This window comes from Cobetia sp. Dlab-2-AX (assembly GCF_024124625.1).
Classification (GTDB): Bacteria; Pseudomonadota; Gammaproteobacteria; order Pseudomonadales; family Halomonadaceae; genus Cobetia.
Map to the genome: position 1 here is coordinate 358,302 of NZ_JAMXRV010000003.1, position 26,270 is coordinate 384,571.

The following is a 26,270-nucleotide window of genomic DNA, read 5'->3' on the forward strand; positions in this document are numbered from 1 at the left end:
GATCCGGCGGGGCGGGCGTGTCACGAACGACCATGGCCGTTCGCTGGGCAGTGAACCTCCGACGTGGCGTGCGTCAGGGCACGACTCGTCGGAGTGAAAATAGGGGTGCGACTCACGCTGGCTCGCCATGTCCTGCACGGATGACTGGCCGCTCGACACAAGGCGCTGGCGCGAAGCAGCCGCATAGCATGCCGCAACAGTAGCATTTAAAACGACCGTTTGTTTATTATGCTTGGGTCTGACGTAATAGCTACCGGGGGTGTTGCAGGAAATCGCCCGATGGGTTTCACGCTCGGGCGTGTTGAGAGTGATTGTCAGGTTTGACCCCGGCAACCAATTCTGCGCAAGATGCCCGCATGAGAATGGCGGCGCCCGGACAGTGAAAACCACGCCGGTCTGGCTGACTTCATCCGTCGGGTGCCAGCGGATATCGTGGCGAGACACTTGTCATCACGGTCATCTTTGGAAGATATTCACCTATCAAACGCTTGCATGAATCGAGCGCTGGCGACCTCACGGTCACTGGTACTCCATGAGAAATCAGCGAGGACACCATGAAAGTACTCGTCGCGGTGAAACGCGTCATCGATTACAACGTCAAGATTCGCGTCAAGGCGGACCAGTCTGACGTCGATCTGACCAACGTCAAGATGGCCATGAATCCCTTCTGCGAGATCGCCGTGGAAGAAGCGGTGCGCCTGAAGGAAAAGGGCGTGGCGACCGAAGTCGTGGCCGTCACCATCGGCCCGAAGGCCGCTCAGGAGCAGCTGCGCACCGCGCTGGCGCTGGGCGCCGATCGCGCCGTACAGGTGATGACCGATGACGCCGTCGACTCGCTGGCCGTGGCCAAGCTGCTGGCCAAGGTGGTCGAGGAAGAACAGCCCGGCCTGGTGATTCTCGGCAAGCAGTCCATCGATGCCGACAACAACCAGACTGGCCAGATGCTGGCGGCACTCACCGGCATGGGGCAGGGTACCTTCGCCTCCGAGGTGGTGGTCGATGGCGAGAGCGTCAACGTCACCCGCGAGATCGATGGCGGCCTGCAGACCGTCAAGCTGAACCTGCCGGCGGTGGTCACCACTGACCTGCGCCTCAACGAGCCGCGCTACGCCAAGCTGCCGGACATCATGAAGGCCAAGAAGAAGCCGCTGGACGTCAAGACGCCGGAAGAACTGGGTGTCTCCACGGCCTCCAAGGTGTCGCTGGTCAAGGTCACGCCGCCGGCCGAGCGTCAGGGCGGCATCAAGGTCGGCTCCGTCGATGAGCTGGTGGACAAACTCAAGAACGAAGCAAAGGTGATCTCATGAGCATTCTCGTCATTGCCGATCATCATGATGGCCAGCTGACCAGCAGCACCGCGAGTGTCGTGGCAGCCGCAAGCGCCATCGGAGGCGATATCGACGTGCTGGTCGCCGGTGAGGGCGTAGGCGCCGTCGCCGAGCAGGCCGCCAAGCTTGCCGGCATCGCGCGTGTGCGTGTCGCCGACAATGCCGTCTACGCCCATCAGCTGGCCGAGAACCTGTCGGCACTGGTCGTGGCGCTGGCCGATGACTACAGCCACGTGCTGTCCAGCGCCTCCACCACCGCCAAGAACTTCATGCCGCGTGTCGCGGCACTGAAGGACGTGGCGCAGATCTCCGAGATCACCGCCGTCGAGAGCGCCGATACCTTTCAACGCCCGATCTACGCCGGCAACGCCATCGCCACCGTCAAGAGCGACGATGTGCTCAAGGTCATCACCGTGCGTGCCACCGGCTTCGATCCGGTCGCGCTCGACGGACAGGCGGCCATCGAGGCCGTGGATGTGGTCGAGGATGCCGGTGTCTCGAGCTTCGTCGAGGAAACCCTGGCGGAAAGCGAGCGCCCTGAGCTTGGCTCCGCCAAGGTGGTGATCTCCGGTGGCCGCGGCATGGGCAACGGTGAGAACTTCGCGCTGCTCAACGGTATCGCCGACAAGCTGGTCGCCGCCATCGGTGCCTCACGCGCTGCCGTCGATGCCGGTTTCGTGCCCAACGACATGCAGGTCGGCCAGACCGGCAAGATCGTCGCGCCGGATCTCTACATCGCCGTCGGCATCTCCGGGGCGATCCAGCACCTGGCGGGCATGAAGGACTCCAAGGTCATCGTCGCGATCAACAAGGACGACGAAGCGCCGATCTTCCAGGTCGCGGATTACGGCTTGGTCGGGGATCTGTTCGAGGTACTGCCGGAGCTGGAAGGCAAGCTCTGAGCAACGCCCCGCAAGGCTGAGGCCGAGACACCGCAAGGTGCCCTGGCCAATCAACGCGACCCGCTTTGGCGGGTCGCGTTTTTTGTGTCTGCGGGCAAGGGTTGGGGCGAGGGCAGGGGAGAGCGTCAGGAGAAAAGTGCAACGCTGCATTGCAGGTTTCAGGGCCTGTTGATGGGGCAGAGCGAGGCAAGATCAATTGATAATTGTTCTTGTTTGTAATACCGTCCATGCCAGTGATTTGCATTTCCACTCGGAAGCCACTAGCGGCCTGGCAGGCGACCGAGGATGCAACCAAGCCTAGTTCTTCAGGAGATGTCCGTGCGGCGTTCGACTTCTTTCCCCTTCCCGTGCGTGCGAGCCCTTGGCGGCCTGCTCCCGGCACTGGTGCTGCTTGCACCGCTGACAGCCACGGCATTGCCCGCGCATGCCGAGACACTGCGTGACAGTGCCGCCACTCATCAGGAAGCCCAGCGTGAGCTGCAGGCGCGTATCGACGCCGCCGATGACGAGACGCGTGCGCTGCTGGTGCGCCTGCGCGAAGCGCGTCAGGAAGCCGCGCGTCTGGAAAGCTATACCGCGGAGCTGACGCCGCTGAATGCTGATCGCGCGGCGCGTATCGAGCGCCAGCGCACGGCGCTGGAGAATCTCGAGGCCACGCGTGAGTCGCTGCCGGGCCTGCTGCGTCAGCAGGTCGAGGAGCTTGAGGACTTCATCGAGCAGGATCTGCCGTTTCTCAAGGACGAGCGCCTCGCGCGCGTCCAGCGTCTGCGTGACAACCTCTCCAATGCCAGCCTGAGCAATGACGAGCGCCTCGATCAGCTGCTCAATGCCTGGCAGCAGGAGCTGAGCTACGGTCAGGGCTTCGATACCTGGCGCGCAGGGCTTGTCGGTGGGGAAGACACCGAGGTGCAGTATCTGCGTGTCGGCCGCGTCGGCCTCTATTACCTGACGCTGGATGGTCAGCATGGTGGCGCCTGGCAGGCCAGAAATGGCAGCTGGCAGGTACTGGATGACAGCGGCCTGGAAGCGCTGCGCAAGGGCATCAGCATGGCGCGTGACCAGCAGGCACCGTCACTGGTGACCCTGCCGCTGTCGGTGCCGGTCGAGGATGTCGAGCTGGCGCCGAAGGGGCGCCTGTCGCAGTCCGCGCTCGAGAGCGCCGATCAGGCTGCCGCGGCAGTCACCAGCACACGCACCACCACACCCCGTACCGCGCAGGAGTCCAGCTGATGGCGACGAATTCACAAGCGCCACGTGCGTCTCTGTCACGCCTGCTGCTGACGGCCGGCACCCTGGGGCTGCTGACGTTGTCGTCTCCTGCCGTGTTGGCGGCGACCGGCAGTGCCGAGCAGTCATTGAGCGTCGAGCAGTTCGAACAGGCCGCCAGTCAGGCCGAAGGCCGCGATCAGGCGCGTCTCGACACCCTGTTGTCGGATCGCGAGGCACTGCAAGCGGCGGTCAGCGAGGCCGAGGCGCGGCGTGACAGCCTGCGCGAGACGCGCGCGACCCTCGAGGCCGAAGCGCAGGAGCAACAGGCGACTCTCAGCGGTCTGGACGAAGAGCGCCAGGCCCAGCAGGGCGATCTCGGCCAGGTGTTCGAGGTGGCGCGCAAGCATGCCCGCGAGACGCGTGAAGCGCTGGCGGGCAACTGGCTGCTGGTCGGCGGCCAGGCGCGTCTGCCGGACTTGGGGCCGCGCGATGAGGTGCCGGGCCGCGAGCGACTCGCCGCCCTGACCGCGGACATCCGCAGCATCGCCACCGAAAGCGGTCGCGCACTGCGCTTCCAGGCACCGCTGGCTGGGCCGGATGGCAGCATCAAGCCGCGTGAGATCGTGCGCGTCGGCGAGCAGATGGCTTTCAGCGGTCGTCACCTGCTGGCGCCGCTGTCGGAAGACAAGGCCGTGGATGGCCCCTCGGCGCTGGACACCCTCGGCCTTGCGGGTACCACGCCGCTGCGCATTCGCAAGCAGCTGGCGGCCTTCGATGCCGGCGATAGTGATCGTCTGAGCTTCGACCCCACCGGTGGTGATGTCACCCAGGCACTGGCGCGGGCGCCGCGTCTCGGTGAGCGCCTCAAGCAGGGCGGCGCCGTCGGTTATGTCATCGTCGGCCTGGGCGTGCTGGGCCTGATCATCGCGCTGATCCAGCTGGTGCGTCTGTCGCTGACCCGTCGGGCGGTCAAGCGTCAGGAAGCCGACCTGAGCCAGCTCAGTGACGACAATCCGCTGGGTCGTGTGCTGCATCGCTTTGAAGGCATGCGCCACGATCACGAGCCGGAAGCGCTCGAAGCCCGTCTCGACGAGGCGTTGCTGGCCGAGCAGCCCAGGCTCGAACGTGGCCAGGCGCTGGTCAAGCTGTTGGCTGCCATCGCGCCGCTGCTGGGTCTGCTGGGTACCGTGACCGGCATGATCGGCACCTTCCAGTCGATCACCGTCTTCGGTACCGGCGACCCGAAATTGATGGCCGGCGGTATCTCCCAGGCGCTGGTGACCACCGTGCTGGGTCTGGTGACCGCCGTGCCGCTGCTGTTCGCCCAGACCGGGCTTTCCAGCCTGTCCAAGGGCCTGATGGGCCGCCTCGAGGGCCGCGCCAGTGCCCGTCTGGCCGACCACCTCGAGAAGCGCGCTCCGAGCAAGGCTGCCAGCGCGGCGGCGCGTCAGCGGGATATCGAGCATGCCTGATTCGTTGTCCGCCTCTTCCTTGCTGAGCGGTGGCTTCGCGCCAGTGATGCGGCTGGTGGAAAGCGGTGGCCCGCTGATCGTGGTGATCTGCCTGATCGCCATGGTGCTGTTCGGGCTGGCGCTGGAGCGCGGCCTCTACTGGCGGCTCGTGCATCGTCCGGCGCGTCAGCAGTTGATCCACGACTGGGTGGCGCGCAGCGAACACCACAGCTGGTCGGCGCTCACCCATCGCGAAGTGCTGACCCGTGAGCTGCTGTCACGTCTGCGCGCGCCGCTGCCGTGGCTCAAGCTGCTGGTGCTGATCTGCCCGCTGGCCGGCCTGTTGGGCACCGTGACCGGCATGATCCATGTCTTCGATTCGTTGGCGATCGCCGGCACCGGCCAGGCGCGTGCCATGGCCGATGGTGTGGCACGTGCCACGCTGCCGACGCTGGCCGGCATGGCGGTCGCGGTGGTGGGCCTGATGTTCGTCACGCGCTTCGAGCGCGTGGTGCGTCGTGAAGACCAGCGTCTGCACGACCGTCTGGCGCGCGCCGTCGACGATGCACGTTCCGGCATGTCCGCTGCGAACGGCTTTGATTCCTCCTCTGATACAAGCGAGACACCACATGCGTAGACGTCGCATGGAGGCCGCGGAAGACAGCGGCGAGATCAATCTGACGCCGATGCTGGATGTCGTCTTCATCATGCTGATCTTCTTCATCGTCACCACCAGCTTCGTCAAGGAGTCCGGAGTCGAGATCCAGCGTCCGGAAGCCTCCAATGCCACGGCGCGCCCTGACGCGGCGGTCATGGTCGCCATCACCGCCGAGGGCGCGGTGTGGGTCGACGGCAAGCCGGTGGATGCCCATCGCGTCGGCGACGCCGTGGCCGATCTTGCCGATGGTCAGCCGGTGGTGATCCAGGCCGACAGTCGCTCACAGACCGGCCTGCTGGTCGAGACGATGGATGCGCTGCGCAACGCGGGTGTGCAGGACATCGCGGTCGCCGCCTCGAAGGGCGAATGACATGACGCGACGCCTGTATGCCAATCGACTCGTCGGGCTTGTCGGCGGCGCCTTGCTGGCGCTGGTGCTGTTCTATGCGCTGGCGCTGCTGGTCGCGCCGCCGGTGAACGACACGCCGCCACCGGAGCCGCTGTCGGTCTCCACCGTTCAGGCGCCTGAAGAGGCACCGGAGCCCGCGCCGGCGGCGAGTGAAAGTCTGCCCACGCCGCCGGCCGAGCCACCGCCGCCACCCAAGGCAGCGCCGATGCCGGCACCCAAGGCGACAAGCCCGGTGGCGATTCCCGAGGTCAAGACGCCATTGCCGCCGACGCCGGAGCTGACCATGGATGACAGCCTGCCGCCGCTGGAAGTCGAGCGTCCGCCCAAGCCGACCCCCAAGCCGAAACCGACGCCCAAGCCAGCACCCAAGGCCAAGCCGGAACCCAAGGCGGTCGCCAGGCAGGCCGAGGCCGCTTCATCGGCGCAGTCGGCGTCTGACGCGTCATCACAGGCCGCGGCGAAGCCGTCAAAGCCCAAGGCAGCCCCGGCGGCGCAGGGTGGTTCACCGCGGCCCACCGTACGCACCGCTCCCGAATATCCGAGTCGCGCGCGTCGCCGCGGCATCGAGGGCTTCGTCGAGGTGGCCTTCGTGATTCGTCCGGACGGCAATGTCGATGGCGGCTCGCTGCGGGTGGTGCGTGCCGAGCCGTCGGGCGTGTTTGACAGGGCGGCGATGAAGGCGATCGCGCGCTGGGAATTCCCGGCCGCGGGCAATGCGCGCCAAGCGCGCCAGCGGCTCGAGTTCCAGTTGCGTTGAGGCAACCCATGACCCCATGGCGCGGGCTTTCATCGGGTGTCTGATGTGTGTCATATGTCGTCATCTCTGATGCCGTGGACTTGTCGGCAATGCGCCGAGTCATGGCAGCGGATGAACGCAAGAGGAAAGACTCATGGTAGCGAAATCCACACCGCCGCAGGACGCCGACAGCGCTGAGCGATCACGGGGCCTGATGGCGCGGGCGGGCCAGCTGCTGACACGCGGCGGGCGCCGACTCACCCGCGTGACGCTGGTCTCGACCTGCCTGATGCTGATGATGGAAGTCGGTGGCATCAGTGCGGCCCATGCGGCGACGCGCGTTTCCGCCGAAGTGGCGGGGCAGTTGCGCACGCTGCAGTCACGGCTGGATGAAGGCGATTATGACGCGGTCGGTGAGCGCGCCGAGCGTGAGGCCAAGCGCCAGCGTGGTGAAGTGCGTGCGCTGTATCTGTCATTGGCGGCCAGTGCGCGAGCGCGCCAGGGCGATCAGGCCCAGGCGGCACGTCTGTATGCCGAGGCGCGTCGCCTGCCGGGCGTCAATGCCTCCCAGGCTCGCGAGTGGCTGCGTCGTGAAGCGATGCTGCGCCTGCGCGCCGGTGAGCGCGACAGCGGTATCGCTCGCCTGGCGGAATATCTGCACGGCGGCTCGGCAAGTGCCGATGACCTGTGGCTGGCGGTCAGTCTGGAAGCCAATCGAGGTGACTGGGCGCGCGCCGAGGACTGGCTTGAGCGTGCCAGCAAGGCGAGTGCGCCGAGCGGCGATCGCCTGAAACTGGCCGTCAGCGTCTATCAGCAGACCGGCCGCCATGGCGCGGCGGTGGCGCTGGTCGAGCAGGGATTGGGCGAGTCACGCGACCCGCAGGACTGGCAGCGTGCCGTGGCGCTCTATCAGCGCCTCAACCAGAACACCCGCGCCGCCAGTACCTGGGAAGCGGCGTGGGCGGCGGGGATCGTCAGCGGCAGCGACGCCTACCAGCAGCGGATCGACCTGCAGTTGGCGGCCGGTGCGCCGGCGCGGGCGGCGGAGCTGATCGAGGCGGGGCTCTCGAAATCCGCGACACCTGAGGGGCAGCCGCTGCTTGACGATACCTCGGCGCTGCGTCGCCAGCTGGCGCAGGCCTGGACGGCGGCGCGCGATGTCGAGCATGCGCTCAAGGCATGGGCAGTCGTCTCGCAGCAGAGTCAGTCACTCGAGGATGCCCGGCAGTATGCCGAGCTTGCCTATGATTGGGGGCGCTGGGAAACGGCGCAGCAGGCGCTGGCCGCGGCCGGTGAGCGTGGCGATGACTCGGCGCGTCATTGGCTGCTCTCCGGCGTGGTCGCCAGTCAGCTGGAGCAGTTCGACCCTGCGCGTGAAGCCTTCAAGAAGGCTCAGGCGCGTGGCGCCGAAGGGGCCGATGCCTGGTTGAAATCCGTCGCGCAGCGCTGATGACGTGAGACGCTGGTGATCCAGCGCTGTCTGAGCATCACTGCAACGCAAACGCCGCCTTTCCTGATTGTCCTGAGACGGGAAAGGCGGCGTTTGCGTGTCTGGCGATCGTGTTCGCGCTGGTGCTGCTCAGCGTATCAGCCGATATCGGTCCACACCGGGGCGTGATCCGACGGCTTTTCCATGCCGCGCAGCGCGTAGTCGATACCGGAATCCTTGATCAGCGGAGTCAGGCCGGGGCTGGTCATGATCAGGTCGATGCGCAGGCCTCGCCTGGGCTCACGCTCGAAGCCGCGTGAGCGGTAGTCGAACCAGCTGAACTGATCATCGACTTCCGGGTGCACGTGGCGGAAGCTGTCGGTCAGCCCCCAGGCGTAGAGGCGCACCATCCACTCGCGCTCGATGGGCTGGAAGCTGGTCTTGCCTTCGCGCAGCCAGCGCTTGCGGTTGGGCTCGCCGATGCCGATGTCGCGGTCGGTAGCCGAGATGTTGTAGTCGCCCATCACCACCACATGCTGCTCGGGCTGGTGGTCTTCTTCCAGCAGGCGGAACAGCTGCTGATAGAAGCGCGTCTTGTAGGGGAACTTCACCGGGTGCTCGATATTCTCGCCCTGGGGGAAGTAGCCGTTGTAGACGATCAGCGGCTCGCCGTTCGGGCCGTCGATCTCGACGCCGATCATGCGCTTCTGGGCATCCTCGTCGTCATCCGGCATGCCGTAGTGCACCTTCTTCGGCACCTGACGTGTCAGCATCGCGACGCCGTAGTGGCCCTTCTGGCCGTGCCACACCACGTGATAGCCCAGCGCCTCGATGTGCGCGTGGGGGAATTCACTGTCCTGCACCTTGGTTTCCTGCAGGGCAATGACTTCCGGCTGATGCGTCTCGATCAGCGCTTCCAGCTGATGCGGGCGGGCACGGATGCCGTTGATGTTGAAGGAAATCAGGCGCATCACGCTTGGCCTCCACCATCATCCTTGGAGGAGTTGTCTTCCTTTGCTGGTGCCTCAGGGTGCAGCGGCAACAGCGGCGCGGCGTTCATGCGCTCCAGCTTGGCGGCCGCCTGGGACTTGCGCTGGTCCTTCTTCTTGGCCACGTAACGCGGGCCGGAATGCACCTGGTCCGGGTTCTCGGCGCGCCACTTCTTGAAGTCCTTGCGGCGGCCGGTACGAATCTGCACCTTGTCGGCGATGGAGCGGCTCTTCTTTCTACGTGTCATCTTCGGGCTTTCCTGTTCGGTGTCGGCAGTCGCCAGCCTCGAGTCGCACGGCAAGACCGCGGCACGCGGGCAACCGCATCAGTTGTCGGGCATTCTACCAGCCTGCATGGGGCGGGTGCCATGAGGGGCGTCGTGGTGAGAGGCATCGCGTGTCGTGCGCGCGAGGATGTCTTGCGCCGAGTGCGTCATGATGCAGGGGCGCGAAGACGCCGGCGGGCTGGTACAATATGTCGGCGTTATCGTCGCTGCCCGCAGGTGAGGTGCGTGACGGGTCGCTTGAACCGGCGCCTTGCGTCTCACGCACGATGGCGAGTCGCCTGCCCCTCTGGGCACGCTTCCCCTCACGCATGTCAGAGACAATGGCTTGCCGGACGCGCCAGTCTTGCTGCCATTGCCCGTGCCAGCGACAAGTAATATGTGAGTGTTACCTGAATGACCCCGACAGGGGCGCTGCCCGATCCACGACGATGAGCGGCGGCGCACTGTCAGCTGGCGAGGAGAAGGTTGCCCTGCAGCCTGTCCCTCGCCCGAAGAAGAAGCCCTTTCGACCGACACGCAGTATCGGCCGTTCTTGTGGCGACCCATGAGCCTGTCCGTTGCGTGAGCCCGGCGATGACATGACCGGTGCCACGTGAGCAGACCCTCATGGCAGACGTCCGCTCCAGTCCCTTGCCGAACATTCGGGCAAGGGAGCGCTGGATGCGTGAATCCGTCAAGCACAGGTGAGAGCATTCGTGTCCTTCTGCACCCGAGGCCTGCGTGGCCCCGGAGACGCACACCCAGGGGGTGTTGCCGCACAAGGGCAGGGAATGGCTCCCAATCCGGTAAAGGCGCATGCAGCCCGAGACTACCGCGCATCAGGCGCGAGTCAGGCGAACCAGGTGAGACGACTGGGCATGACGAACCAGCCGGGTGTGGCCTGTCACGGCGAGATTCCGAGAACGCCCCGCGCCTGTCGCATATGAACCCTTGAAAAGAACGGATTACATGAGCGAGACGGATCAGACCCAGCCAGCCGCTGAGCAGACTCAGCAAGAGCCGCAGGACCCGAACCAGAAGCCGAGAAAGCCCAAGCGTCGTCGTCGCAAGCCGCGTCGCTCCCAGTCCAAGTGGAACCTCGATCAGTTCCCGGTCGCGCCGGTCGCCGGCCAGTGGCGCTTCCATGATTTCGATCTGCCGCTGCCGCTGATGCGTGCCATCCAGAAGGCCGGCTTTGAATACTGCACCCCGATCCAGGCCCAGACCTTCGAGAAGGCGCTGCTGGGTGGTGACGTGGTCGGTCGTGCCCAGACCGGCAGCGGCAAGACCGCCGCCTTCCTGATCGCCACCCTGGCCTACTTCCTGGAAGAGAAAGCGCCGGAAGGCCAGAAGCCGAGTGCACCGCGTGCCGTCATCATCGCGCCGACCCGTGAGCTTGCGCTGCAGATCGAGAAGGACGCCAAGGCGTTCTCCGAATTCGCGCGCATCTCGGTGGCCTGCGTGGTGGGTGGCATGGACTACCAGAAGCAGCGTGAACGCCTCGAGCGCAAGGTCGACCTGCTGGTCGCCACGCCAGGCCGCCTGCTCGATTTCCACACCAAGCGCGATGTCGATCTCTCCGAGACCGAGGTGCTGGTGGTCGACGAAGCGGACCGTATGCTGTCGATGGGCTTCATTCCTGACGTCAAGCGCATCATCCGCGCCACGCCACGTCCCGAAGAGCGCCAGACGCTGCTGTTCTCCGCCGAACTGTCTTCCGACGTGCTGGGGCTGGCCGAGCAGTGGACGCATGAGGCAACTCAGGTCGCGGTCGAGCACGAAGCGACGGCTGCCATCGCGGCGGACAACGACGCCGTGAAGAGCTACACCGTGAGCGATGATGACAAGCTGCGTCTGTTGATCAATCTGGTGAAGCAGGGCGAGATGGAGCGCTCCGTGGTCTTCGGCAATAGCCGTGGGCTGGTGCGCAAGATCAACGCCGCGCTCAAGGAAGCCGGTATCGAGTCGGCGGTGATGTCCGGCGCCGAGACCCAGACCGAGCGCCTGGAAGCCCATGAGGCCTTCCGCAACGGCAAGCTCAAGGTGCTGGTGGTCAGCGATGTCGCCGGGCGCGGCTTCGCACTCGAAGACGCGACCCATGCGATCAACTTCACGCTGCCGGAAGTGCCGGAAGACTACGTCCACCGTGCAAGCTTCAGCGATGTGACCTTGATCAGCTTCGTCGGTGAGGAAGATGTCTTCTCACTGCCGGAGATCGAGGACTACCTGCAGGAAACGCTGCCGCGTCAGCAGCCGCCCCAGGGCCTGTTGTAACGCCTGCTTGCCTCCGACCAGCCAAAGAAAGGTGGCCGGCCGCGCAGGGCAGTTAAGGTAGATGGCAGTAGCACGCAAAGACGGCGGACAGCTCAGGCTGTTCGCCGTCTTGCGCTCCATGACCCGCTGGTTTGACGACGAGTGGCCAGTCGCCAGTCGCCAATTGTTGTTGACCGTAACCGGCTGTCGTGGGGTAGGGGTGGATGGCCAGTTGAGGAGAGAGACACGCAATGCTGGAAGATAGCCTCAAGGGCGAGATTCAGGGTGCCTATCGCAAGTTGCTCGAGGGTCTTGAGCTGACGCCGCGCTATGGGCAGCGGCTGATGATCGCCGAGATCGCGCGCACCCTGGGCAACATCGAGCAGAATCCGGAAGGCTATCGCCTCGGCAACGAGCATGTCTGCGTGCTGGAGGCCGGTACCGGTACCGGCAAGACGCTGGCCTATCTGCTCTCCGCGCTGCCGGTGGCCAAGGCGCGCGGCAAGCGGCTGGTGGTCTCGACCGCGACCATCGCGCTGCAGGAACAGGTCATGCATCAAGACCTGCCGGCGCTCAAGAAGCATTCGGGGCTGAGCTTCGACTATGCGCTGGCCAAGGGCCGTCGCCGTTACCTGTGCGTGCAGAAGCTCGACCAGGCGCTGGAAGGGGTCGAGGACAACCCGACCATGGCGCTGTTCGAGCGCGACATGATCGCCAGCGACGGCGGCGGCTTCGTGGAGCTGGCCGGCAAGATGGCCGAGGACTATGCCAGCGGCGAGTGGGCGGGGGATCGCGACAGCTGGCCACTGCAGATCGAGGACCGCGACTGGGCGCGTCTGACCACCGACCATCGTCAGTGTACCAATCGCCGCTGCAGCCACTTCTCGGCGTGTGCCTTCTTCCGTGCGCGTCGTCAGCTGGAGCAGGCCGACATCATCGTCGCCAACCATGACCTGGTGCTGGCGGACCTCTCGCTGGGCGGCGGCCTGGTATTGCCATCGCCCAGCGACTGCATCTACGTCTTCGACGAGGCGCACCATCTGCCCGACAAGGCGCTGGATCACTTCCACCACCGCACGCCGATCAATCAAACGCTGCGCTGGCTGGGCAATCTCAAGAAGTCGCTCACCGAGCTGAATGCGGCGCTGGGCAGTCAGCCGACCATCGGCCGCCTGCTGGCGCGCATGCCGGAGTTGCTGGCGGATATCGAACCGCGTCTGGGCGAGGTGTTCGGGCTGGGCCACCAGCTGGCGGATCTGCCCAGTGGGGCCGGCGAGGACGTCACCAACCATCGCTTCGAGCGTGGTCAGGCGCCGGAGGCGCTTAAGGAGCTGGGCCACAACCTGCTCAAGGGCTTCGCCGAGCTGTCGCGAGCGCTGGAGCAGATCGCCGATATCCTGCGTGAGAGCCTGGACCCGGAGAAGGCCACCGGTCTGCCCAAGGAGAATGCCGAGGACTGGCTGCCACTAGTCGCCTTGCTGCATGGGCGCGCCCTGGAGGCTCATGCGCTGTGGGAGGCCATCGGCCTGAATGACCCTGCCGATGGGCCGCCGCATGCGCGCTGGCTGACTTTCGAGCGCTTCAATGGCGAGCCGGAAATGACCGTTTCGGCAAGTCCGGTGTCGGCCGCGGAAACGCTGGCGCGCCATCTGTGGGGCGCCTGTTTCGGCGCGGTGCTGACGTCGGCGACCCTGACGGCGCTCAATCGCTTCGAGCGCCTGCAGGAGCGCGCAGGCCTGGCCAATCGCTATCGCTATCAGCGTCTGCCCAGCCCGTTCGACTATGGCAAGGCGGTGCTGGCCATCCCGCGCGAGGCGGTGGAGCCGTCGCCGCCCGGCCCGCATGAGCAGGCGATCGTCGACTTCGTCAATGCGCTGGATGTGCGCGAGGCGGTGCTGGTGCTGTTCAGCTCGCGCAAGCAGCTGGCGGCGGTCAACAAGGCGCTGGATGGCGAGACCCGCAAGCGGGTGCTGGCGCAGAGTCGTCTGCCCAAGCATGAGCTGCTCAGTCAGCACCGCAAGGCGGTGGATGGCGGGCGCGGCAGCATCATCTTCGGGCTGGCGAGCTTCGCCGAGGGCATCGACCTGCCCGGCAAGTATCTGACCCACGTGGTGATCACGCGGCTGCCGTTCGCGGTGCCGGATGACCCGGTCGGTGCGACGCTGGCGGAGTGGATCGAGTCGCGGGGCGGCAACCCGTTCATGCGTATCGCGGTGCCGGATGTCTCCATCAAGCTGGTGCAGGCCTGCGGGCGCCTGATCCGCAAGGAAGCCGATGAAGGGCGTATCACGATTCTGGATCGACGCATCCTGACCAAGCGTTATGGCCAGCAGCTGATCGAGGCCTTGCCGCCCTTCGTGCGCGAGATCGATGGCGTGCGTCAGAACTGATGGGCCAGAACTGATGGATCAGGACTGATGGTTCAGGGCTGGACGGTCAGAGCTGGCCCGTCAGCTGCCGACCCAGCGGCCACAAAAAAGCCCCGCCAATCGGCGGGGCTTTTTCAGGACGAGATACCCAATGTTGCCGGCCTGAAGCCAGTGGTCTCAGGTTTCTGGCTCAGGCTTCGGCAGGCTGCTCGAGGCGAGCGCGCAGCGCGTCCTTGAGCTTGGCGTCCATGGTCTTGAAGGTGTCTTCGGTGGTGGCCCAGTCGATGCAGGCATCGGTGATGGAAACGCCGTATTCCATCTTGCTGCGGTCGGCATTGATCTTCTGCGCGCCCCAGTTGATGTGCGACTCGACCATCAGGCCCATGATGGAGCGATTGCCCTCGAGGATCTGCTGGGTGACGTTCTCCAGTACCAGCGGCTGCAGGCCCGGGTCCTTGTTGGAGTTGGCGTGGGAACAGTCGACCATCAGGTTGGCGGTGACGCCGGCCTTGGCCAGTTCCTGCTCGGCCAGCGCGACGCTGACGCTGTCGTAGTTCGGCTTGCCGTTGCCGCCACGCAGCACGACGTGACCGTAGGCGTTGCCGCGCGTGCGGATGATCGCGACCTGGCCTGCCTGGTTGATGCCCAGGAAGTTATGGCCGTGGGACACGGACTGCAGGGCGTTGACGGCGACATCCAGCGAGCCGTCGGTGCCGTTCTTGAAGCCGACCGGGCACGACAGGCCGGAGGCCATCTCGCGGTGGGTCTGGGATTCGGTGGTACGTGCACCGATGGCGGACCAGCTGATGCAGTCCTGCAGGTACTGCGGGGAGATCGGGTCGAGGGCTTCGGTGGCCAGCGGCAGCCCCATCTCGGCCAGTTCGACCAGCAGGCCGCGCGCGATGTGCAGGCCTTCCTCGATCTCGAAGGTGTCATTGAGGTGCGGGTCGTTGATCAGGCCTTTCCAGCCGACGGTGGTGCGCGGCTTCTCGAAGTAGACGCGCATCACGATATAGAGGCTGTCCTTCACTTCTTCGGCCAGCACCTTCAGGCGGCGCGCGTAATCACGGGCGGCGTCCAGGTCATGGATGGAGCAGGGGCCGACCACGACCAGCAGGCGCGGGTCTTCACCGTCCAGAATGCGCTGGATGGTGCGGCGGCCTTCGATGACGGTCTCTTCGGCCTTGGCGGTCAGCGGGATGTCCTGCTTGAGCGCTTCGGGGGTGATCAGCACGTCCTGGGACAGGACGTTGAGGTTGTTGACGTGTTGTTCTGACATGACAGTGTCCTGAGCGGTGTGCGGTCTGCATGGCGGCTGGCAGAGTCAGACGAGCGTCTTTGCGCCCGCCATCCGTGTTGTGCGTACTGAATGATGCCCATGGTATCTGCTGCATGCCGGCTTGTCAGCGTCATTGGGTCAAATTTAATCAACTGTCAAGTTGACTGGCGCTGACTTGAGGCTCGTATGAATCAAGATAAGCGTAAATCGTAAAGAAAGCGTTACGCTTTGACGTGTCAGCGTCGCCAAACGCTGTCATGACGGGAGTGAACACGCAAAACCTGAGGCTTTGACGGCATGGCGTCTTGCCGTACAAATGATAAACAGGAACACTGTGCGTTGATTTTGGTCGCGTCAGCGGGCCGCCGGGCGCTTTATTCGCCCCGCGCCAGGCATCGCATCCATCACAACGAATATCAAAGGGGCCGGATAACGCATGCGCGAGTCGCAATTCCTGTCAGGTGCTGATGCCCCGGGGATTCCTGATGTGGAGTCCGCAAGCGGTGCCTCCACTCCCGCGGAGGGAGCGAGTGAATGAGTGTCAATGAAACGGACCAGCAGTTGGTCGAGCGCGCCCAGAAAGGGGATAACCGCGCCTTCGATCTGCTGGTCAGGAAATATCAGCACAAGATTCTCGGCCTGATCAGCCGTTACGTACACGATCATTCAGAAGTTCAGGATGTCGCCCAGGAAGCCTTCATCAAGGCCTATCGTGCGTTGCCCAATTTCCGGGCCGAGAGCGCCTTCTACACCTGGATGTACCGGATCGCCATCAATACGGCCAAGAATCATCTGGTCTCGCGTGGCCGTCGTCCGCCCGGCACCGACATGGATGTCGGCGATGCCGAGGTGGTTGATCAATCCGGTCGCCTGTCGGACATCGAGACGCCGGAAGCCGCCATGGCGCGTGATGAGCTGGAGAGGGTCGTGTTCGAGGCCATCGAGAAGCTGCCCGAAGATCTGCGCACTGCCATCACGCTGCGCGAGTTCGATGGTCTGTCCTATGAGGATATCGCCGAAGTGATGCAGTGCCCGGTGGGCACGGTACGTTCGCGTATCTTCCGCGCACGTGAAGCGGTCGACAAGGCGATTCAGGGGCTGGTCAGTCCCGCCTCGGCGGCGTCTGCCGTCGAGTGACGTCGCTGTTCTGCGTCGCCCCTGTGAGAGAAGAGCCACAAAAATCTTGTTGATTAAATCCAATCAACTCAGTGGCTTGGCGAAATCTTGCAGCTAAAGTGAATGTTTTCTGAATGAATGGCGGAACAATCCGTGCAGCGCGTGTTCTTACTGTTCAGTAGTCATGTAGCTCAGCGACTGCGTGCATGAGCGCTGGAAGGCGAGTGGCGAGTGGCGAGGGGCAGGGCACGAAACCCCCTCTTCCACGGCGCAGTAACGCTGTCTGCCGTTGGTCTGCTCGGGCCATCAGCCGCCATGGTGAATGACGCCATTTGTTGCCAGGAGAGCAGATTGAAGTCGTCGTTCAATCTGACGAGTGTGAGGGTATTTACGCATGAATCTGAAGACCACCGAATCCGTGAAGGAGTCGCTGTCCGCGCTGATGGATGCGGAGGGGGACGAGCTGGATCTGCGTCGTGTCCTCAAGGGGCTCGATGAGTCTCCTGAGGCTGCAGACACCTGGCGCCGCTATCACCTGGCGCGCAGCGCCATGCATCGTGAGCGGGAAAGCACCTTCACTCTGGATATCGCATCGGCGGTCAGCGCCGAGGTCGAGCTGATCTCCCGCGAGGCTCCCGCGAGCGCACCGCCCGCGGCCGAGCGTCGCAGCCTGTTCTCCTTTGCCGGCTCCGCGGCCATCGCGGCAGGCGTGGCGGTGATGGTGATCACCGGCGTGCAGGTCTTCAATGGCGGTGACAATGGGGTGCCCGGCGGCGTGAACAGCGGTGCAGAGCTTGCCAGTGGTTCTTCCGCCAATCAGGGCGGTTCAGCCATCCAGGGTGGTACCGTACGTCAGGTCAGCCAGCCGTCGGTGAATGCCGAGGCGTCTCAGTGGGTACAGCCCGGCACCAACAGCGGCTTGATGCAGGTCGGCGTGACGCCCTCCAGCTCGCGCCCGATGTTCATGGCGCCGCAGAATGGCAGCTACGATTCCGGCATGTCGTCCAGCAATGTCGCCGCGGCGGATCTCGCCCAGCGCCGTCTGCTCGAGGCCTACTTGAGCCAGCATTCTTCGCGTGGCCCGGTGCCGGAGCGCAGCGAGTGGATCAGCCTGCAGGATGTTGCCCAGTAACGTTCGCTGGGTGACCGGCTTGCGTTGGCGTCGTAGCCAAGCCAGAGGAAAGCAGCAGGGATGGACAAGAAAAGAGGGGCAGCCATTGGCTGCCCCTCTTTTCTTGTCTGTATATCCTGGTTGCGCCCACACGAGCTGGTCGCGTCCGGCCAGCGCCGTCACTTGCCGGTGTGACCACGCTCGGCCTCAGTCATGCAGATAGCGATCTGCCGTCTGGATGTAGAGCGCCTCGACCTTGGCGCGTGCCCAGGGCGTGCGGCGCAGGAACTTGAGGCTCGAGTTGATGCTCGGGTCGCTGAGGAAGCAGTTGATGGGAATCAGCTCGCCCAGGGTCTCGAAGCCGTAGTGGTCCACCAGCCAGGTCAGCAGTGCCTTGAGCGTGACGCCGTGCAGCGGGTCCAGGCGGGAAGTGGATGGGGGTGCGTCGCTCATGCGGGCTCCTGTTGATGGTATCGTGGGCGCTTGTCGGGCCTGAGGCGCGTGAAGTGCCGCCGTGAATGACGCTATTCTACGCGTATGTGTCGCCAGTGCGCGGCGAGTTTTTGCAGGAGTCAGCAAGATGATGCAAGAAGAGGGGCAGGTCACGGGGCATGGCAAGGAAGGCGTCTGGGTCGAGACCCAGCGTCGCTCCACCTGTGGTGCCTGCAATGCACGCAGTAGCTGTGGCAGCGGCCTGTTGAGCCAGTTTTCCCGTCGCAAGCCGCATCGCGTGCTGATCCATGTGCCGGCAGGCGAGGACTTGCCGATGGTAGGCGAGCGGGTGGTGATCGGCATCGATGAGTCGGCGTTTCTGCGCAGTGCGGGCCTGCTGTATGGCCTGCCGCTGGTCAGCGGCATGCTGGGGGGCATCGTTGCCGAGCAGCTGGCGGGCGCCGGCACCCTGGCGGTGCCGTTGGGCTTCGCGCTCTCGTTGGCGGCGGGCCTGATGGCCGTGCGCTGGCATGCCGCGCGCCCTGAGCGCCAGGCGCTCTATCGACCGCGCTTGATGCGTCGTCTCGGCATGGATGCGATGGCGATCAAGGCGCTGTAGTCGTCGTGCTCAAGTGATGACGTGCTCAAGTGATAGCGGTAGTCGACTCTCCCGGTAGATAGGGGAATGACTTGCGTAGTCAGCAGGTGGCGTCGTCAGTCTGCATCGGGCTGGCATCGGCACCTGTCGGATGTTGGCGACGCATGGTTGCGTCCAGCGCGGCACCAATCGCTGAACTTCAACGACGCTTCGACGTCAATGAGAAGGACGCCGCCAGCGATGTGACGCTGCCATCGTCAGTAGTTGCGTGATTGCACGCCTGATAACAAGTGATGACAGGACGTACCAGGAGCCGCACTGATGAAATCCCTTTCCCGCCTGATGGTACCTGCCTTGGCCATGGCTGCCCTGATGGGCTCCCAGCTGGTCCAGGCTCGTGAATTGCCCGACTTCACCCAGCTGGTCAAGGACTCGGCACCCGCGGTGGTCAATATCGCGACCACCACCGAGATCCAGCGCAGCTCGGGGCCGGTGTTCCGAGGGCCCAATGGCGAAGAGATGCCCGAATTCTTCAAGCGCTTCTTCGGTGATCAGCTGCCCGGCCCGGGTCGTGGGGGTATCGAGAAGCGGTCCAGCCTCGGGTCTGGCTTCATCATCTCCGATGATGGCTACATCATGACCAATGCCCATGTCATCGACGGTGCCGATGAGGTGATGGTGCGCCTCAATGACCGTCGCGAACTCAAGGCGCAGGTGGTCGGTGAGGACAAGAAGACCGATATCGCGCTGCTCAAGGTCAAGGCGGAAGACCTGCCGACCTTGCCGATGGGCGACAGTGATGCGCTGGAAGTCGGCGAATGGGTGGCCGCGATCGGCTCACCGTTCGGCTTCGACCATTCCGTCACCGCCGGCATCGTCAGCGCCATCGATCGTACCCTGCCGTCGGACGCCTATGTGCCGTTCATCCAGACGGATGTGGCGATCAATCCGGGCAACTCCGGTGGGCCGCTGTTCGATCTCGATGGCGATGTGGTGGGCATCAATTCCCAGATCTATACCCGCTCCGGCGGCTTCATGGGCGTGAGCTTCGCGATCCCGATCAATGTGGCGATGGATGTCGCCGACAAGCTCAAGACCGATGGGCGCGTGGACCGCGGCTGGCTGGGCGTCGTCATTCAGCCGGTCTCCAAGGATCTGGCCGAATCCTTCGGGCTCGACCGTGCGCGTGGTGCGCTGATCGCCGATCTTGATCCGGATGGCCCTGCCGCCGCCGCTGGCCTCAAGAGTGGTGACATCATCACCGACGTCGATGGCAAGGCGGTCGAGAGTTCGGCTTACCTGCCACGCATGGTCGGTGCCAGCTCGCCGGGCGATTCGCTCAAGCTCTCCATCCTGCGCGATGGCAAGAGTCAGACGTTGACTGCCAAGGTCGGCCATTGGCCGGGCAGTGAGCAGGCGCATGCCGGCAAGGCCAGTGATGACAAGCAGGGGCTGGGTGTTGCGGTGGCAGAGCTCGACAAGGCTAGCCTGAACGAGCTCAATCTCGATCACGGGGTGCGCGTGATGGAAGTCGACCCGCAGGGCGTGGCTGCCGAGGCAGGCATCAGCGCTGGCGATGTGCTGGTGGAACTCAATCAGCAGCCGTTGACCAGCGTGCAGGCGCTGCGCGATGTGGTCGCCAAGCTGCCGACCAACCGTCCGGTCTCGCTGCGCCTGGTGCGCAACGGTCGCCCGCTGTACATCGCACTGCGCATGCGTGCCGACAGCGACAAGTGATCCAGCCAGCGCCTGAGAAATAGTGACGAGGACTGGATTGACGAGCGCGCAGGCAACAGAAGGTGACCGCCACCAGCAGGACGGCGGTCATTCCGGTAGCAGACGGGGCGCACGGGCGACTGTGCGCCCCGTCTGCTACCGAGCGGCCCTGCGGCTCATCCGAGTTCAGGCGGGGCGTGACAGGGCCCGGACGGGCGCAAAAGGCAACGCCTTCTATCATCGCTGCAAGTCGGACTGTACAATGCGTGCAATCCGATTTCCGTCGTCTCCCGTGTTGGCCGTGTGATTTTCACGGAGACGGGCACAAATACAGAGCAGTGATCCATGACCGAACGCGTAACGCCGCCGTCCTTGAAGCATATTCGCAACTTCTCAATCATCGCCCATATCGACCACGGCAAGTCCACGCTGGCTGACCGCATCATCCAGCTGTGCGAAGGCTTGAGCGACCGTGAGCTCAAGGAGCAGGTGCTTGACTCGATGGACATCGAGCGTGAGCGCGGCATCACCATCAAGGCGCAGTCGGTGACCCTCGACTACCACGCTGACGATGGCAATACCTATCAGCTGAACTTCATCGATACACCGGGACACGTCGACTTCTCCTATGAAGTCTCGCGCTCGCTGTATGCCTGTGAAGGGGCGTTGCTGGTGGTCGATGCCGGCCAGGGTGTCGAAGCCCAGTCGGTGGCCAACTGCTACACCGCCATCGAGCAGGGCCTCGAGGTGCTGCCGGTCCTCAACAAGATGGATCTGCCGCAGGCGGACCCGGACAAGGTCTCCCAGGAGATCGAGGAGATCATCGGTCTGGACGCGACGGATGCCTGCCAGGTGTCGGCCAAGTCCGGCATGGGCATGGAAGTGCTGCTCGAGCGTCTGGTGCGTGACATTCCGCCGCCCAAGGGCGATCCGGAAGCACCGCTGCAGGCGCTGATCATCGATTCCTGGTTCGACAACTACCTCGGCGTCGTCTCGTTGGTGCGTATCTTCGATGGCACCCTGAAGAAGGGCGAGAAGATTCGTCTGAAGTCCACCGGACGCGACTGGGAAACCGGCGCCATCGGTATCTTCACGCCCAAGCGCAAGGAAACCGGCGTGCTGCGTGCCGGTGAAGTGGGCTTCATCGTCGCCGGTATCAAGGACATCATGGGAGCGCCGGTGGGTGACACCATCGTGCACACCAAGACCGCTGATCAGGTCGAGCGCCTGCCGGGCTTCCAGAAGGTCAAGCCGCAGGTCTATGCCGGCATGTTCCCGATCAGCTCCGATGACTACGAGGACTTCCGTGACGCGCTGCAGAAGCTGGCGCTCAACGATGCCTCGCTGGACTACGAGCCGGAGAACTCCGACGCGCTGGGCTTCGGTTTCCGTGTCGGCTTCCTCGGCACCCTGCACATGGAGATCATCCAGGAGCGCCTGGAGCGTGAGTACAATCTCGATCTGCTGACTACCGCACCGACGGTGATCTATGAGGTGCTGATGGACAACGGCGATGTGCTGCCGGTGTCCAACCCGTCCAAGCTTCCGGACATGGCCAACGTCGATGAGCTGCGCGAGCCGATCTGCCGCGCTACCATCCTCGTGCCGCAGGAATATGTCGGCAACGTCATCACCGAGTGCGTCAATCGTCGTGGTGTTCAGCTCGACATGCAGTTCCTGGGCAGCCAGATCCAGCTGATCTATGAACTGCCGATGGCGGAAGTGGTGATGGACTTCTTCGATCGTCTCAAGTCCATTTCCAAGGGCTATGCGTCACTGGATTACAGCTTCGAGCGCTTCGAGGCGGCCAAGCTGGTGCGTCTCGACGTACTGATCAACGGTGATCGCGTCGATGCACTGGCGGCGATCATCCACCGTGATCATGCACATGGCCGCGGCCGTCTGCTGGTCGAGAAGATGAAAGAGCTGATTCCGCGTCAGATGTTCGATGTGGCGATCCAGGCTGCCGTCGGTGGTCAGGTCGTGGCACGCTCCACCGTCAAGGCGCTGCGCAAGAACGTGACCGCCAAATGTTACGGCGGCGACGTCAGCCGCAAGAAGAAACTGCTCGAGAAGCAGAAAGCGGGCAAGAAGCGCATGAAGCAGGTCGGCCGGGTGGAAATCCCCCAGGACGCCTTCCTTGCCGTGCTCAAGATGAACGACTGAGGCAGGCCGCCGTCTGGCGGCTTGCCACCAAGACCCAGGGCAGACAGGGACAACGATGGATTTCTCGCTAGTATTGGTGATTGCCGTAGCGGTAGCCGGCATGGTGTGGTTGATAGACCTGGTTGCCCTGCGCAGTGCGCGCAAGGCGCGTGTGGCCAAGGCCGAGGCCTCCGTTGAAGGAGAACTGGACGCTGGCACGCGTGAGAATCTGGCGCGTGATCCGTGGCCGGTGGACTATGCCAAGTCCTTCTTCCCGGTACTGCTGCTGGTGCTGGTGGTGCGCTCCTTCGCGTTCGAGCCGTTCCAGATCCCGTCCGGCTCGATGCTGCCGACGCTCAAGATCGGCGACTTCATTCTGGTCAACAAGTATGACTATGGCCTGCGCCTGCCGGTGGTCGACACCAAGGTGCTGGAAGTCGGCGAGCCGGAGCGTGGCGATGTGATGGTGTTCCGTTTCCCGGAAGATCCGTCCACCAACTTCATCAAGCGCGTCGTCGGTCTGCCGGGCGACACCATTCGCTACGAAGGCAAGCAGCTCTACGTGAATGGTGAGGCCATCGACAAGACATTGAATGCGCGCAACTCCAGTGAGCAGTCCGGTGAAGATCTGCTGGATGAGACACTGGGGAAACACGCGCATCAAATCTACAATAACCCTCAGGACCCCGGCCCGCAGATGCGCGAGCTCCGAGTGCCGGAAGGCATGTACTTCGTGATGGGTGACAATCGTGATCACTCCAACGACAGCCGCTACTGGGGCTTCGTGCCGGAAGAGAACATCGTCGGCAAGGCGGTGGCGGTGTGGATGCACTGGAAAGAAGGGTTCCCGGACTTTTCCTCGGTACGCCTGATTCATTGATCAGTGCATTGACCGGGCCGCCGAGAGGCGGCCCGGTCGTGTCTGGCAGGGCCACATTGGCCCGCCGGCCTCATCAGTGCGGATTTTCGACATGGGACGATGCGTCGTGCCTGCCATGTCAACCTGCTGTTCATCATGTCGGACCCGTGGCCACAAGCCTGCGGGCAGCGCGGCTGACGAATATCGGATTGGGATGGTGGCAATCGGCAACTCCTCAAGCCGCGTAGGCTTCGGGCATCGCGAGACATGTCGAAGACGACAGGCATCAGCCAGCATGACTGATGCACCATTCGACAGGACGCCTGCGGGCGTCAGCGACAAAAAGAGAGTAGGGAGACCTGTGAGTAGCCCGCTGAATGCCTTTGTAAAGCGTATCGGCCACACCTTCGAGGATACGAGCCTGCTGGAACTGGCTCTGACCCATCGAAGCTATGGTGGCCAGAACAATGAGCGTCTCGAATTCCTTGGCGATTCCATCGTCAACTTCGTGATCGCCGAAGCGCTGTTCCTGCGCTTCCCCCAGGCCCGTGAAGGCCAGCTGTCACGCCTGCGTGCGCGTCTGGTCAAGGGCCAGACTCTCGCGGAGCTGGCGCGTGAATTCAATCTCGGCGAGAACCTGCGTCTGGGCTCCGGCGAGATGAAAAGCGGCGGTCACCGTCGCGAGTCCATTCTGGCCGATGCCGTGGAAGCCGTGATCGGTGCGATCTATCTGGACGCCGGCATGCAGGCGGCACGTGAACACGTGCTGCGCTGGTACGCCACCCGTCTTGAAGCGCTGAATCTTCAGGACACCCAGAAAGACCCCAAGACGCGTCTGCAGGAATTCCTGCAATCGCGTCAGGCGGCACTGCCGCGTTATGAGGTGACCAGCGTCGAGGGCGAAGCGCATTCGCAGACCTTCAGCGTCGATTGCCACGTCGAGATGCTCGACACCAAGACCACAGGCGTCGGCTCCAGCCGTCGTCATGCAGAACAGCAGGCGGCCGAGTTCGCGCTGCAACTGCTCGAACCTGCCCGCGGAGGCCGCTCATGAGCCATACCCCAGAAGACAACGTCACCCCGAGCGGCGACGCCTCTGATCATTCAGCTGACAACGGCGCCGGCAATGCCGATGCGTTGGGCAGCATGCTGGCCGCTGCTGGTGTCAGCGATCAGCCGCTGCCGGACACCCGCTGTGGCTTCGTCGCCATCGTCGGTCGCCCGAATGTCGGCAAGTCGACGCTGATGAACCACATCCTGGGCCAGAAGGTCTCGATCACCTCGCGTCGCCCGCAGACCACGCGTCACCAGGTGATGGGTATCCACACCGAAGAGGGCACCCAGTGCGTCTTCGTCGATACCCCGGGGATCCACATCATGCAGCGCGATCGCAACAAGGCGATCAACCGCTTCATGAATCAGACCGCCACCCAGGCGCTGCGTGATGTCGATGCCGTGGTGTTCATCGTCGATCGCACCCGCTGGATGGAAGAAGACCAGATCGTGCTCGAGAAGCTGGCCCACGTGACGGCGCCGGTGATTCTGGTGGTCAACAAGATCGATTGGCTCAAGGACAAGACCACCCTCGCGCCCTGGCTGCAGAGCCTGCAGGAGCGTCGTGACTTCGCGGCCATCATTCCGATGTCGGCCAAGAACGGCACCAACATCGACGTGCTGCTCGAGAACGTGATGCAGCGTCTGCCGCAGGGTGAGCACATGTTCGCGGATGACCAGATCACCAACAAGAGCTCTCGCTTCCTGGCCTCCGAGCTGGTGCGCGAGAAGGTGATGCGTCAGTTGGGCGACGAACTGCCCTACCAGATGACCGTCGAGATCGAGGAATTCAAGACCGATCAGCGCGGCACCCTGCACATCAGCGCGCTGATGATGGTCGAGCGTCAGGGCCAGAAGAAGATCCTGATCGGCGAGAACGGTGAGCGCATCAAGAACATCGGGCGTGAAGCGCGCCTCGAGATGGAGCGTGCCTTCGATGCCAAGGTCATGCTGAACCTGTGGGTCAAGGTCAAGCGTGGCTGGTCGGATGACGAGCGTGCCCTCAAGAGTCTGGGTTACACCCACGACAAGGACTGACGATGCCGCGCGAGCGGTACGGGGTGGTGGCGATCCAGAAGGTTCGCGACCGCCGTGTGCCGCTCGTCGCTGATCCGATGTCCTCGCGGTCTCTGCCGCGCACCGCCTGGCCTTTCCCGGGCGGTCTCGTTTCTTGCCAGGCCCTCTGCCAGTCCTTCTGCCAGCTTTTTTTGCCAAGCCACCGTCTGACGTGAGCCTGTCTGATGACGCCGCAACCGGCCTTCCTGCTGCATCGCAAGCCCTACCGTGAAACCAGTGCCATCATCGAATTGCTGACCCTCGAACACGGACGGGTGCGCGCGGTGGCGCGTGGCGTTCAGCGCCCGGGCAGCAAGGCGCGCGCACGACTGCAGCCGTTCACGCCCTTGCATGTCACCTGGCGTGGCGAGAGCGATCTCAAGACTCTCAACCTGATGGAGACCGGCGGCAGCGCCAGCCTGCTGGCGGGCGAGGGGTTGCTGTGCGGGTTCTACGCCAATGAGCTTTTGACCCGCACCCTGCCGGTGGAAATGCCGGTGCCGGAGCTGTTCGCACTCTACTCGCTGACGTTGGACGAGGTGGCACTGCCCGCCAGGCGCGCCCCCGCACTCAGACGACTGGAATACAGTCTGCTGGAAGCGCTGGAGCAACTGCCGCAGTTTCGTGCTTTGGATGACAGCCCGCTGATGCCGGACGTGCGCTATGACTATGTGGTCAGTGAGCGACGCTTTCAGGCACAGCCGCCAGGCGCGGCGGGCATCGAAGGGCGCGCCCTGAAGTTGCTGGCCAGCGAAGACTGGGGCCATCAAGGGCTTGCCCGCGAGAGCCTGTGGCTGGCGCGGCGTGCGCTGGCGCCGCTGCTGGGAGAGCGTCCGCTGCGCTCGCGCGAATTGATGATGCAGCTGACGGCCAGGCGGCGTCAGAGCCGCGAGTCCGACTGATGCC

Annotated in this window: 23 protein-coding genes; 19 read left to right on the forward strand and 4 right to left on the reverse strand. The window is 64.0% G+C overall.

The genetic code is table 11. The features are described 5' to 3' along the window. Nucleotides 1–554 precede the first annotated feature (554 nt). The 8 genes from NH396_RS07240 to NH396_RS07275 all read left to right on the forward strand — a co-directional run bounded on the left by NH396_RS07240 (nt 555) and on the right by NH396_RS07275 (nt 8,143). Nucleotides 555–1,307, forward strand: a complete 753-nt coding sequence (locus NH396_RS07240) for an electron transfer flavoprotein subunit beta/FixA family protein (RefSeq protein ID WP_107335326.1) — start codon at nt 555–557, stop codon at nt 1,305–1,307. Continuing rightward, entirely contained in the window at nt 1,304–2,230 is a 927-nt protein-coding gene (locus NH396_RS07245) for an FAD-binding protein (protein ID WP_253062575.1), read from the forward strand. Before NH396_RS07240 ends, NH396_RS07245 begins: the two co-directional genes overlap by 4 nt. A gap of 318 nt (nt 2,231–2,548) precedes the next feature. After that, the gene (locus NH396_RS07250; RefSeq protein ID WP_253062577.1) at nt 2,549–3,460 is read left to right on the forward strand and encodes a DUF3450 domain-containing protein; all 912 of its coding nucleotides are present in this window, start codon (nt 2,549–2,551) and stop codon (nt 3,458–3,460) included. Then, nucleotides 3,460–4,911 carry a MotA/TolQ/ExbB proton channel family protein gene (locus tag NH396_RS07255; RefSeq protein ID WP_253062579.1) on the forward strand — a complete coding sequence of 484 codons (1,452 nt, stop codon included), beginning with the start codon at nt 3,460–3,462 and terminating at the stop codon, nt 4,909–4,911. Before NH396_RS07250 ends, NH396_RS07255 begins: the two co-directional genes overlap by 1 nt. Beyond that, complete coding sequence (locus tag NH396_RS07260; protein WP_253062581.1) at nt 4,904–5,527, forward strand: MotA/TolQ/ExbB proton channel family protein; 624 nt, start codon at nt 4,904–4,906, stop codon at nt 5,525–5,527. The genes NH396_RS07255 and NH396_RS07260 overlap by 8 nt, the downstream gene beginning before the upstream one ends. Next, complete coding sequence (locus tag NH396_RS07265) at nt 5,520–5,918, forward strand: biopolymer transporter ExbD (protein ID WP_043331884.1); 399 nt, start codon at nt 5,520–5,522, stop codon at nt 5,916–5,918. The genes NH396_RS07260 and NH396_RS07265 overlap by 8 nt, the downstream gene beginning before the upstream one ends. A gap of 1 nt (nt 5,919) precedes the next feature. Continuing rightward, nucleotides 5,920–6,714, forward strand: a complete 795-nt coding sequence (locus NH396_RS07270; RefSeq protein ID WP_153635269.1) for an energy transducer TonB — start codon at nt 5,920–5,922, stop codon at nt 6,712–6,714. Nucleotides 6,715–6,847: 133 nt separating this feature from the next. Next, entirely contained in the window at nt 6,848–8,143 is a 1,296-nt protein-coding gene (locus NH396_RS07275; protein ID WP_253062583.1) for a hypothetical protein, read from the forward strand. A 137-nt stretch (nt 8,144–8,280) separates the two neighbouring features. Here NH396_RS07275 and xthA read toward each other — a convergent pair whose 3' ends face one another. Together xthA and NH396_RS07285 are read right to left on the reverse strand one after the other, a co-directional pair. Continuing rightward, the gene (gene xthA / locus NH396_RS07280) at nt 8,281–9,093 is read right to left on the reverse strand and encodes an exodeoxyribonuclease III (RefSeq protein ID WP_253062585.1); all 813 of its coding nucleotides are present in this window, start codon (nt 9,091–9,093) and stop codon (nt 8,281–8,283) included. Further along, entirely contained in the window at nt 9,093–9,359 is a 267-nt protein-coding gene (locus tag NH396_RS07285; RefSeq protein ID WP_253062588.1) for a hypothetical protein, read from the reverse strand. The genes xthA and NH396_RS07285 overlap by 1 nt, the downstream gene beginning before the upstream one ends. A gap of 987 nt (nt 9,360–10,346) precedes the next feature. Here NH396_RS07285 and NH396_RS07290 point away from each other — a divergent pair. Together NH396_RS07290 and dinG are read left to right on the forward strand one after the other, a co-directional pair. Continuing rightward, entirely contained in the window at nt 10,347–11,651 is a 1,305-nt protein-coding gene (locus NH396_RS07290) for a DEAD/DEAH box helicase (RefSeq protein WP_253062590.1), read from the forward strand. A gap of 230 nt (nt 11,652–11,881) precedes the next feature. Next, entirely contained in the window at nt 11,882–14,020 is a 2,139-nt protein-coding gene (gene dinG / locus NH396_RS07295; protein ID WP_253062592.1) for an ATP-dependent DNA helicase DinG, read from the forward strand. A 169-nt stretch (nt 14,021–14,189) separates the two neighbouring features. Here dinG and NH396_RS07300 read toward each other — a convergent pair whose 3' ends face one another. Next, complete coding sequence (locus NH396_RS07300) at nt 14,190–15,278, reverse strand: 3-deoxy-7-phosphoheptulonate synthase (RefSeq protein ID WP_043331875.1); 1,089 nt, start codon at nt 15,276–15,278, stop codon at nt 14,190–14,192. A gap of 534 nt (nt 15,279–15,812) precedes the next feature. Here NH396_RS07300 and rpoE point away from each other — a divergent pair. Beyond that, nucleotides 15,813–16,415 (forward strand): RNA polymerase sigma factor RpoE, encoded by a 603-nt coding sequence (gene rpoE, locus NH396_RS07305; protein ID WP_175088179.1) that lies wholly within the window; start codon nt 15,813–15,815, stop codon nt 16,413–16,415. A gap of 373 nt (nt 16,416–16,788) precedes the next feature. Continuing rightward, a complete protein-coding gene (locus tag NH396_RS07310; RefSeq protein ID WP_176676446.1) occupies nt 16,789–17,526 on the forward strand; it encodes a sigma-E factor negative regulatory protein in 738 nt (245 codons plus the stop codon). A 186-nt stretch (nt 17,527–17,712) separates the two neighbouring features. On the opposite strand, the gene NH396_RS07315 is transcribed toward NH396_RS07310, so the two are convergent. After that, entirely contained in the window at nt 17,713–17,958 is a 246-nt protein-coding gene (locus NH396_RS07315) for a VF530 family protein (protein WP_043331871.1), read from the reverse strand. 127 nt (nt 17,959–18,085) lie between these two features. Between NH396_RS07315 and NH396_RS07320 the strand changes: the two genes are divergently transcribed. The 7 genes from NH396_RS07320 to recO all read left to right on the forward strand — a co-directional run bounded on the left by NH396_RS07320 (nt 18,086) and on the right by recO (nt 26,266). Continuing rightward, on the forward strand, nt 18,086–18,556 hold the full coding sequence (locus tag NH396_RS07320) for a SoxR reducing system RseC family protein (RefSeq protein ID WP_052384327.1): 471 nt from the start codon (nt 18,086–18,088) through the stop codon (nt 18,554–18,556). A gap of 300 nt (nt 18,557–18,856) precedes the next feature. After that, nucleotides 18,857–20,272: a DegQ family serine endoprotease gene (locus tag NH396_RS07325; protein ID WP_253062594.1), complete on the forward strand. Its 1,416-nt coding sequence runs from the start codon at nt 18,857–18,859 to the stop codon at nt 20,270–20,272. Between the two features lie 324 nt (nt 20,273–20,596). Then, nucleotides 20,597–22,417, forward strand: coding sequence for a translation elongation factor 4 (gene lepA / locus NH396_RS07330; protein ID WP_176676449.1), 1,821 nt, complete (start codon nt 20,597–20,599; stop codon nt 22,415–22,417). A 55-nt stretch (nt 22,418–22,472) separates the two neighbouring features. After that, nucleotides 22,473–23,276 (forward strand): signal peptidase I, encoded by an 804-nt coding sequence (gene lepB, locus NH396_RS07335; protein WP_253062596.1) that lies wholly within the window; start codon nt 22,473–22,475, stop codon nt 23,274–23,276. Nucleotides 23,277–23,616: 340 nt separating this feature from the next. Continuing rightward, the gene (gene rnc / locus NH396_RS07340) at nt 23,617–24,309 is read left to right on the forward strand and encodes a ribonuclease III (RefSeq protein ID WP_176676451.1); all 693 of its coding nucleotides are present in this window, start codon (nt 23,617–23,619) and stop codon (nt 24,307–24,309) included. 92 nt (nt 24,310–24,401) lie between these two features. Then, nucleotides 24,402–25,346 carry a GTPase Era gene (era, locus tag NH396_RS07345; RefSeq protein WP_253062752.1) on the forward strand — a complete coding sequence of 315 codons (945 nt, stop codon included), beginning with the start codon at nt 24,402–24,404 and terminating at the stop codon, nt 25,344–25,346. A gap of 203 nt (nt 25,347–25,549) precedes the next feature. After that, on the forward strand, nt 25,550–26,266 hold the full coding sequence (recO, locus tag NH396_RS07350) for a DNA repair protein RecO (protein WP_253062606.1): 717 nt from the start codon (nt 25,550–25,552) through the stop codon (nt 26,264–26,266). The last annotated feature ends 4 nt before the right edge of the window (nt 26,267–26,270 follow it).